The organism is Bacteroidota bacterium (assembly GCA_018698135.1).
Taxonomy (GTDB): Bacteria; Bacteroidota; Bacteroidia; order CAILMK01; family JAAYUY01; genus JABINZ01.
In genome coordinates, this window is record JABINZ010000003.1 from 1 (window position 1) to 10,629 (window position 10,629).

Annotated in this window: 10 protein-coding genes; 4 read left to right on the top strand and 6 right to left on the bottom strand. The window is 34.6% G+C overall.

Going from position 1 to position 10,629, the window contains the following annotated elements:
* A partial coding sequence (locus HOG71_00245; protein MBT5989259.1) for a T9SS type A sorting domain-containing protein occupies positions 1-1,093 on the top strand: 1,093 nt, incomplete at its 5' end.
* 572 nt (positions 1,094-1,665) lie between these two features.
* Positions 1,666-2,082: a hypothetical protein gene (locus tag HOG71_00250; protein MBT5989260.1), complete on the top strand. Its 417-nt coding sequence runs from the start codon at positions 1,666-1,668 to the stop codon at positions 2,080-2,082.
* On the opposite strand, the gene HOG71_00255 is transcribed toward HOG71_00250, so the two are convergent.
* Positions 2,075-3,418, bottom strand: coding sequence for a hypothetical protein (locus HOG71_00255; GenBank protein MBT5989261.1), 1,344 nt, complete (start codon positions 3,416-3,418; stop codon positions 2,075-2,077). The genes HOG71_00250 and HOG71_00255 overlap by 8 nt on opposite strands.
* A 96-nt stretch (positions 3,419-3,514) precedes the next feature.
* Here HOG71_00255 and HOG71_00260 point away from each other — a divergent pair, with 96 nt between their 5' ends.
* Positions 3,515-4,258 (top strand): capsular biosynthesis protein, encoded by a 744-nt coding sequence (locus HOG71_00260; GenBank protein ID MBT5989262.1) that lies wholly within the window; start codon positions 3,515-3,517, stop codon positions 4,256-4,258.
* A 161-nt stretch (positions 4,259-4,419) separates the two neighbouring features.
* On the opposite strand, the gene HOG71_00265 is transcribed toward HOG71_00260, so the two are convergent.
* The 5 genes from HOG71_00265 to HOG71_00285 all read right to left on the bottom strand — a co-directional run bounded on the left by HOG71_00265 (position 4,420) and on the right by HOG71_00285 (position 9,595).
* Positions 4,420-5,196 carry a class I SAM-dependent methyltransferase gene (locus HOG71_00265; GenBank protein MBT5989263.1) on the bottom strand — a complete coding sequence of 259 codons (777 nt, stop codon included), beginning with the start codon at positions 5,194-5,196 and terminating at the stop codon, positions 4,420-4,422.
* A gap of 3 nt (positions 5,197-5,199) precedes the next feature.
* Positions 5,200-8,289: a DUF2723 domain-containing protein gene (locus HOG71_00270; protein MBT5989264.1), complete on the bottom strand. Its 3,090-nt coding sequence runs from the start codon at positions 8,287-8,289 to the stop codon at positions 5,200-5,202.
* Between the two features lie 182 nt (positions 8,290-8,471).
* Positions 8,472-8,924 carry a 50S ribosomal protein L9 gene (locus HOG71_00275; protein MBT5989265.1) on the bottom strand — a complete coding sequence of 151 codons (453 nt, stop codon included), beginning with the start codon at positions 8,922-8,924 and terminating at the stop codon, positions 8,472-8,474.
* Positions 8,925-8,931: 7 nt separating this feature from the next.
* Positions 8,932-9,204: a 30S ribosomal protein S18 gene (locus HOG71_00280; GenBank protein MBT5989266.1), complete on the bottom strand. Its 273-nt coding sequence runs from the start codon at positions 9,202-9,204 to the stop codon at positions 8,932-8,934.
* Positions 9,205-9,208: 4 nt separating this feature from the next.
* Entirely contained in the window at positions 9,209-9,595 is a 387-nt protein-coding gene (locus HOG71_00285; GenBank protein ID MBT5989267.1) for a 30S ribosomal protein S6, read from the bottom strand.
* Positions 9,596-9,883: 288 nt separating this feature from the next.
* Between HOG71_00285 and dnaX the strand changes: the two genes are divergently transcribed.
* Positions 9,884-10,629 (top strand): DNA polymerase III subunit gamma/tau (gene dnaX / locus HOG71_00290; GenBank protein MBT5989268.1); only part of this gene is annotated, 746 nt, incomplete at its 3' end.

Genomic DNA, 10,629 nt, shown 5'->3' on the forward strand with positions numbered 1-10,629 from the left:
CCATTTTGTATCTTATGATGTATATGGAAATAGTTCCGTCCTTACAAAAGTTGAGCGTATTATTTTCAAGCACGATCCTGATCCGGTTTACCCGGGCGATGCAAACAGAGATAGTGTGGTGAATAACCTTGACTTTTTAGCACTTGGAATTGGTTATAGTGACATTGGATTTGCCCGTCCAAATGCGAGTATAAACTGGTCGGCACAGCCATGTCCTTTTTGGCTAAAAAACCTTGCAAATGGAACAGACTATAAACATATTGATACGGATGGAGATGGTTCGATTGGCATTAGTGATACTCTCGCCATCTATTCAAATTATAGCGACAGTCATGTTGCCCTTGCAAGCACGGCAACACAAAGTGATCCTATAATCAGGATTGATTTGCCACAAAATCCAAAATCGGGAGATAGTATTTTGGCTCCTATCCTATTGGGAATGGCCAGCAATCAGGTGAGCAATGTTTATGGAATCGTATTCACAATTAAGTTCGATAGTTCATTGATATTGGATGGTGAAATAAAAGTGAATTTTAAGAATAGCTGGTTTGGCTATCCTCTATCCGATTTGATTCTATTTCAAAAACAGATTGGAAACGAAATCGATATTGCTATTTGCAGAAAAGACCAACAGAACATCAAAAATGGATATGGATTAATAGCTCAACTATTATTTATCTTAAAAGATAATATTGCTGCTGATATTGATTTGGTTTTTGAAATTATTGATATAAGAGCCATTAATTCTATTGAAACAGAAATACCAATTTATCTGGAAATAGACTCATCAACTATTAATAATTCAGGAATAAAGGACGATTTGAAACTCTTGAATGAACAAATTAGTGTTTATCCAAATCCAAATCACGGAGATTTTATCATTCATTTTGATTTACCTATTACACAAGACTTAGCACTAACTATTTACAGTGTAGATGCACGGCTGATATATGAAAACAGCTATAAGAATATTAAAAATGGAAGTATAAATCTCAAGCTCACAGAATTGGAAAGTGGGGTTTATTTTATTCGATTTAATACGGAACAACAAAGCCTTGTCAAGCGGGTAATTATTAACGCTGCTAATCGCTAATAAGTAATCGATTAGGAAATTATGTAATTTGAATATCTGTTATTATACCTATGATGTGGAAATTGCCACAGATTTCACAAATTTGTTTTCAGGATGCTATTGAAATTTTTGACAATCTTTGGCCTAAATATGAATTGGAATTACAATAAATATGCTGTGGTATCATAAAAGATATACGTTTAAATAAATTGTCACTAAAGTTTATTCATATAGATATTAGTTTTATTGGTTTTCTGTCCTGTAGGGACGAAATGATTGTAGGACATTAAATGAGAGCACGGGAAGTCCTGTAGGGACGAAATATGGATGATATTTTTATAATATGATTCGAATATCCGTTATCGCACCTATGATGTAAAAATTGCTACACATTCACAGATTTGTTTTCAGGAAGCAAGTGCAACTTCTGTTAATCTGTGGCCTAAATATGAATGGTAATAACACTAAATATGTTTGTGGTATAATTAAGGATATACGTAATATGTAATATCTTTGAGAAGAATAAAAATAGCATTTTGTATTCGCTGGGGACGATATTAATTGCAAAATGTTATTTCTAATTGGATGTATTAATGAAGACTAACCTTAATATAGTATGGCTTTTTGCCATATTAATAACATCATGCTCAAACTTGAGCAAACCAACTAAAAACCAAGTAAAACTTAGTGTTCAATACGAATTCATAAATATTTCGGATGGATTTGACCACGACACCAAAACCATAATAAAAATTGATGGGAAACAGGTGGCTGAAAGCTCACAACATAAAGAAAGTCAAAAGCAAACGATTAAGTTAATTGCACCAAAAGGTCAACATCAAATTGAAATTATGAATTATGCTCTTTATAAGGGGATATGGGAAGAACATACGGTTGAAAACAACTATAGTCAGGATTGTTTGTATCAGGCCAATATGGATTTGAAAGACAACACCCTCATCAAACTAACATTTGATTTGAATGAAGGGACATCAGTTGAAATCAGGTAGCATTATTTGCTGATTCATTAAGCATTATTATACTTTCTTGCAACACCAATTTCCATCCTTCCCATCCATGTATTTCCGATAAGCTGCTATTATGCCAAAGCAGCGAAAAAGTTAAATTGTACTTTTTGCACTCCTCTATAAGATTACTGATCTTTTGTATGCTTTCCTCAGCACTTAAACCCATATAATCTTTTAAAGTGACATCCATTGCCATTTGTGGATGAATAAATAGAGTGGTCATTTCATTGGCCAGCAGATTGAACCATGGAAATGGAATTCCCATTCCGTTTCGAAAGCCAATACCGCTGCTCATGGCAGCATTGTAATCTTGTCTTATGCCCAGTTCAGTGTAAAACAATCTTGTTTTAGGATTTCGATATTTAAGGTAATGCTGGCGCACAGACAGTATTCGTTTTCCAATAATTTCTTCCAACTCGGCTTTCTCCATAGAGATAGCCTGCTTGCTCAAAAATGTGCTATAGGATGGATGTATTCCAATCTCCTTGCATCGCTTACTGATACCTTTAATGAGCTTTCTATAATGCTTATTTCTATAGGTATAACGTCCATCCAATTTATGCTCTCGGTTGATCAGGAAAAAGAATTTCAATTTTTCTATTGGAACCCATGTTAGTATTTCTTCGAATGTATCATAGGGATCCTGCTCACTAAACAAGCTTTTCCAGCGGATAGCCAAATTCTTAAAATCAAATTGAAAAACATCCTTAAAACTTCCCAATACTCCCTTAATCCCTTTGTGTTTAAAAGCCCAGGGATGATCTACATCGATGGTTATTCGATAATCGAATGATGCTGTTTTTCTTTGCAAAGAGGGTTTTAGGGAATTTAAATTTTGCCAGAGTATTTCCGCATATACATGAACTAAAGGTTTTGCATGCAGGTCGTGTTGGAATGAAGGATACACTTTTTCATTGTATCGCCCAAACTGATCATATTGTGGCTGAATGGCAAATTCATATTCCGTTACTAAATAAAAACAAGCTGCAAATAAATCGAAACTAATATCAAACTTTCCTTTCTGTCTAAAAAAAACTGGTATTCCGTTTTCAAATTCAATTTCTGGAAATTCTTTTCGAATTATTGTTTCGTTTAATAAACCACTATTGGGAATATAAAGACCTTTCAAGTCTGCATCCCCAGTATAATTGAGTAGGATATCCTCATCGCTCAAAGTCTTTTTCCCACCTAAAATATCCAGACTTGATTTTTCCACAAACTGATAAGGTATTTTTAGAATATGCCTGAATAAAACTTCGCACACATAAACGAAACGTCTGCTTCCTTTGTTAATCAGTATAATGACTTTGGTTTCCATGATTATTTCCCCCAAATTTCTGCAAATTAAAATATTCAGTCTAATTTTGCGGCAACTATTTCATGACTGATGGAATAAAGATCAGCAAAATACTAAATGAGCATCATAAACAAACTTTTAGGCAAAGACAGACGACTTAAAAATCCGGTTTCAATTCCTGTCAAAACAGATATCCATTCGCATTTAATCCCAGGTATTGACGATGGTTCCCAATCGTTGGAAGAAAGTATACACTTAATAAAAAAACTTTACCAGCTAGGGTACCGAAAGATTATAACCACTCCTCATATCATGGGAGATCATTTTCGAAATAATACACAAATTATTACTGATGGATTAAAAATCGTTCAGGACGAAGTTGCAAAACAAGGTATTGATGTTGTATTAGAAGCAGCTTCTGAGTATTACATTGACGATCATTTCATGAAATTATTGGAAAAAGATGACATACTCTCTTTTGGTGATCGATATGTATTAGTTGAAACCAATGCTATTAACTATACAGAGCTTATTAGAAATGCTTTTTGGCAAATGGGATTAAGTGGTTATAAACCAATTTTTGCACATCCCGAACGCTACTCTTACCTATGGAATGACTTTGACCGCTATCATGAATTCCATGATATGGGGATATTTTTGCAAATCAATCTTGTTTCTTTATCTGGCTTTTATAGTCAAAAAGTAAAAGAAATTGCAGAACGATTAATTGATGAGAATCTGGTTAGTTTTATTGGTACCGATACGCACGAGATGCGTTACATAGAAGGAATTCACGAAAGCTTACACTCGCCTTATATGAATAAGTTAAAAGAAATGAAGTTGCTGAATGATACGCTTTGAAAGTGACTAAAGTGAACTAAAATGACTAAAGTGAGCTAAAGTTAAAAGTTGAAATTAAGCTTGTTTCATTCCAAAATTCAGGCACTCAAAACTCTAGGCACTTCAAACTCTAGGCACTTCAAACTTTAGGCACTTCCAAATCTAGGCACTCCAAACTTCAATCATTTAGTAGCAATAGCAAATAAATCAAAGCAACTATCGTCTGCCTCTTTCAGATGATAATCCTTGAAGGAAACATGACTAATCTCAGCATTACTCTGTTCCATGAGCTTCTTCCGATTCATCCTATTCAAAATATCATAAGGGATTTGCAGCATGAAGCGAGGGAGATTATATTGCAGCTTTAAAATATCAAAGCGTGTATATTTCTGAACAGATTTTTTATTTCGCTCATAGTAATCATTAACCTCAATGTTTCCATAAACGCCAAATACTTCAACTTTGCTAAAATGAGGGGCAAGCAATTCCTGCAATTCCTTGACTGTATATTCACGTATATGCCAAGGATTACGTGTTAGCGACATTTTGATATTGGGAGTGGTAATAATGGCTTGGCCTTCAGGCTTCAATACACGACTTATTTCTTCAACAAAAGCATGGTCGTTTTTAATATGTTCAATAACCTGAAAAGTGACTAAAGAATCTACAGAAGAATCGGCAATACCCGTAAAAGGAGGTACAGATTGCTGATAAAAAAGAAAGTTCTCATTTTCTTTATTCTTTTCAACTAAAGGGGAACTGTATTTATCAATTGCCAGATAATTATCTACCTGAGATGCTAATAACTCCATCCCATACCCCATGCCTGTACCAATTTCCAATAAAGTTTGGCGAACTATTTTTGCTGCTTCGTGGTAAGCAAAAATACTACGCTGAAAAATTACATGGTCTGAAGCTTCAGCATGCGATATCCGTTCTGCCGTTTGTATTAACTTCATTATTTATTGGCCAGTAACTCCATAAATTTGCTGCTGACGCTGAAATTCTGCTTCAATTTCTTTCAACAATTCTTCCTGCTGATAGCGTGAAGCAAGATTTTGAATGACTTGTAAGCCATAAAAATTGTTTCTGACCTCACTCTCACATCTGCGGAAAAACTTACGATCAAGTGTTTTGAAATAATCCAGATTGCCCACAAAAATGGTTTGTAAATGACGACACAATTCAACACCTTTTTCAGGAGCTTCAGCCATAAAATATATTTCAGCTAGTGTTAGCGAATTGATTTGATGAGGTACTTTTTCTTCTGGAATTTCGTTCAGACAAAGATCAATAGCTTCAATAGCTTTTTCCTTTTCACCTGCGAAAATAAGTGCTCTTCCGAGTGTTGAAAATACATTCCTATAGTTGAGTGTATGCCTGCGTGTTACTGAACCAATATGAACACGTTCATCCGTAAGATTACCCCACTTAAACTTCTTCACCATGTTTTCGTACATGATTAAGGCATCAACACGTCCTGTTTGACCAGCACTTTGCTGCTTTTCAATCTCCGTTTTAATAACAGGTGCAAGTCTGTATGCCATTCCCTCTTGCTGGAAATACTTTTCCAAACCTAAATAAGTATCTGATCCGGAAGTAATTGCAAAATAAATGGGACGATCCCAAAGATTGTTATCAATAATATCCAGTTGCATAAGATGACTCTTAAGTAAATTACGTTTACCCACATTAAACCTTAATTCATCAACAATGCGGTTATAATATTGCTCGCTTACTACATTATTATCAATTACATTCTGTTTATCAACTTTGGAAAAGAACCGTGTCGTAGGATAATAACTCAAACGTGATCCTCCATATGTTGACACTTGATCTTCAGGCTTATCAGATTTAATGAAGTTTAAAATTTCAGTTAAATCGTAGAAGGATTTTTCATCCAACCCCAATGAAGGATTGTTATAAAACGGAACAAAATCGCGTGTTCCTTCTGTTATTTTTTCCCGATCAAAAGAAAACTTAATGGCAGACGACTCATTCTTCTTTAAACGCAATTGATCAACATACCAGTCAGTCATAAGTAATTGCAAATTAATGACTCGTACATCACTTCTGATGTTTTCAACTTCTTGTGCATACCACAATGGGTAGGTATCATTATCACCATTTGTAAACAAAATAGCATCTTCTGCACATGAGTTCAAATAGTTTTCGCCATGATTTAAAGAAGTATAACGATGAGCTCTTGTATGATCATCCCATTCCTGACTGGCCATTAATACCGGTGCGGCAATTAACGCAATAATAGTAGTAGCTGAAACTGCTAATACCGGATTTACTTTCGACTTCAGATAATTGGCAATTGCCAATACCCCAAAACCAATCCAAATAGCGAAAACATAAAAAGAACCAACCAAGGTATAATCACGCTCTCTAGGTTCAAAAGGAGGAGAGTTTTGATAAATCATCAAAATTATTCCAGTGAATAAGAATAAAACCATGGTACTGAAAGCATCACGTTTATTTCGTTTGAAGTGATAGATCATACCCAATATACCGAGTATAAAAGGCAGGAAGTATAACTTATTGTGACCTTTATTAACTGTTTGGGCATAAGGTAATTTCTCTTGGCTACCCACCAACATTTCATCAATAAAAGTAATACCACTTATCCAGTTTCCATCCATGAAGCCAGGATTTCTTCCCTGAGACATCAGATGCTTTCCATGACCTTGTTCGTCATTCTGACGGCCAATGAAGTTCCAGGCAAAATAACGCCAATACATATGTCCCAATTGGTATCTAACAAAAAACTTGATATTATTGCTAAAGGATGGCTTTTTCTGTCCTTTTCGCATACCAGACCATGTTTTGTAACCATCTATTCGATCAGCTCTAGTATCGCCCATTCGGGGAAATAAGGTGAAATGATCTTTTTCAAATTTGGGTTTTAGCTTAGGTTTAGTTTCAATATATTTACCATCTTTCTGAATATATTGCATTCGGCCATCATCGTATCCTTCAACTTCAGCAGTAAAATGAGGACCATATAAGAAAGGCCTGTCACCATATTGCTCACGATTGATATAGGAACGCATATTGAAAATATTGTCTGGATTGCTATAATCAATTGGTGTGTCGGCTAATGAACGAATTGCAACCATCGTATAGGATGAGTATCCAATAAATACAACCGCTACACCTACAAATAGTGTGTTTAGCAGTACTTTGTTCTTTTTAATAGAATAATATATACCATAAGATAAAGCAGCTAAAAACAGAATGACAAAGAAAAGTACACCAGACCAATAAGGCAGTCCAAATACATTAACAAACAATAATTCAAATTTAGCGGCTATGCTTGGAAACCATTTAATCAGTCCAACATTGATGAACTGCAAAATAATCATGGCTACAATAAAAGCAATGAACAAACCTTTCTTAGTTATCTTTTCATACTTCCTGAAATAATACACGAATGCCAAAACTGGCAGTGCTAATAAGGACAAGAGGTGAATACCGATAGAAATTCCCATGACAAAAAACACAACAATTAGCCACCTCAGGTTATTTGGCTCATCGGCTCGCTGATCCCACTTCAATAGCAACCAGAAAACGACAGCCGTAAATGTTGATGAAAGAGCATATACCTCTCCCTCTACTGCTGAAAACCAAAATGTATCTGAAAATGTAAAGGCTAAAGCTCCAACAAGACCGGCACCAAATATGCCGATTGCTTCGAAAAGGCTATAATTATCTTTGTTTTTAGCAAATATTTTTCTTGATAAAAGCGTACTTGTCCAGAACAATAAGAGGATAGTTATTGCACTGGCAACAGCAGATGAACTATTTACAATAATTGGAACCATTTCCGGGCTACTTGCAAACATGGTAAACAAGTGATTAAACATCAGGAAAAATGGAGCTCCAGGAGGATGAACTACCTCTAATTTATAAGATCCGGCAATGAATTCACCACAATCCCAAATACTTACAGTAGGTTCAATAGTTGAAAGATAAACAAAAGCTGCTATTCCAAAAACCAGCAAGCCTAAGACATTATTAAATAATTCAAAACGTTTTTGATTCATGCTCTTGTATTATTGATTTTTTTGCATTTGCAAAGTTAACGTATTACACCCAAAGGAAATTATTCGATTATCTAAAAAAAATCAAATATCCAATAATTTTGAAAAGAGTGAAAAAAAAGAGCAAAAAAAAGCTGATGACCTCCATAGATGTCATCAGCTTTGTATTAATTTTTGACTATAAACTAATCTTCTTTTTCGGGTTGTACAGCCAAATTCATTTCAACTTGTACTTCCTTATGCAATTTTACTTTGATCTTGTATTTTCCAACTTCAGTAATATCTTCAAGAATCAGAATATCCTTTCTATCGATATCATATCCCATGTCTTTCAATGAACGTGAAATCTGAAGATTGGTTATAGAACCAAATAATTTACCGCTGGTTCCTACTTTCACAGGAATTTTCACTGTTGCTTTTGCAAGTTTTGCAGCTACGGCTTGTGCATCTTCAATCAATTTAGCAATTTTATGAGATGCTTGTCTTTGATTTTCTGCAACCACTTTTTTATTAGATTCTGTTGCCAGAATAGCCATTTTCTTTGGAATCAAAAAATTACGTGCATAACCAGATTTCACCTTAATGATGTCACCTGCGTAACCCAAATTCTCTATATCTTGTTTTAAAATTATTTCCATGACATCACTATTTTAAAGAGTCTGAAACAAATGGTAAAAGAGCTAAATGTCTGGCTTTTTTGATAGATGAAGCTAGCCTTCTTTGGTATTTCAAAGAAGTTCCAGTATAGCGTCTAGGAATAATACGACCATGTTCATCCACAAACTTCAACAAGAATTCAGGATCTTTATAATCAATGTATTTAATGTTGTTTCTTTTGAACCAACAGAATTTCTTCTTTCTAGGCCTTTCTTTAGGCGTAATATTTATAAATATGTTTTTATATGCTGGATTTGCCATTTTATCATTTTTTAGCTTTTGTTAAATCACCGGTTTCTTCAATCTGCTTGGGAGAAGAATTTTTACCTTCTTTTCTCCGCTTGGCATTATACTGAATTCCGTACTTATCCAAAGCAACTGATATGTAACGGAGAATTTTTTCATCTCGATTAAATTCAGTTTCTAGCTTCTGAATAAATTCGGTTGGAGCGTTATACTCAAACACATGGTAATATCCAGTTGTTTTCTTTTTGATGGGATAGGCGAATTTTCTGAGACCCCAATCCTCTTCATAAATAATTTCTGCACCGTTCTGGGTCATCAATTCTTTGAATCGGGCCACTGACTCTTTCAATTGGCTGTCAGTAACCAACGGTGATGTAATAAAAATTGTCTCGTAATGATTCTGCATTTTTTTTATTTAAATCAATATTTTAATGAGTGTGCAAAGGTAAAAAAGATTTTAACGTTTACAAGCAGTTTAAAGAGAATTTTATTAATTATAGTATTGACTAACAGTCATTCAGCTTAATTTCAACTTAAAAAACACCAAAATAAATGCCTTTCAAATTACAGTTCAGTAAAAATGAAGCAAACTTTAGATTTACTCTTTTATGAATTACTCACAAAATAAGATTAATTAGTGGAGTTTTCTACCTTTGTGTTTCGTATTTATTCAATACCAAATCAGGAAATCGAAATGTCAGAGAGCTTTGTAGTTTCAGCAAGAAAATACCGTCCAGCAACTTTTAATTCTGTTGTAGGACAAAATCATATTACCGATACCTTAAAAAAAGCAATTACAAGCAATCATTTAGCTCAGGCTTACCTATTTACAGGACCTCGAGGAGTTGGTAAAACAACTTGTGCTCGTATATTGGCAAAAGCCATGAATTGCGAAAATCTGGAGAGTGATGGTGAACCATGCAATGCCTGTAATTCGTGTAAAACGTTTATTGAGCAACGCTCCATGAACATTTTTGAATTGGATGCTGCCTCAAATAATTCCGTTGAGGACATCCGTGCTTTGGTTGAGCAAATTCGTTTCTCGCCTCAGGCTGGCAAATACAAAACCTATATCATCGATGAAGTTCACATGCTCTCTGCAGCTGCTTTCAATGCTTTCCTTAAAACATTGGAAGAGCCTCCACCCTATGCAGTGTTTATTCTGGCAACAACAGAAAAGCATAAAATTATTCCAACCATACTTTCCCGTTGTCAAATCAATGATTTTAACCGCATTCAGGTAAAAGACATCAGTAGTTATTTGCAATTCATTGCTGAGAAGGAAAATATCAAAACTGAAGAAACAGCTTTACACATAATTGCGCAAAAAGCAGATGGAGCCTTACGAGATGCTTTAACAATTTTTGATCGTATTGTTAGTTTTACTCAAAATGAAATCACCTATGATTTTGTAGTGCAAAATCTTAACATTATTGATTA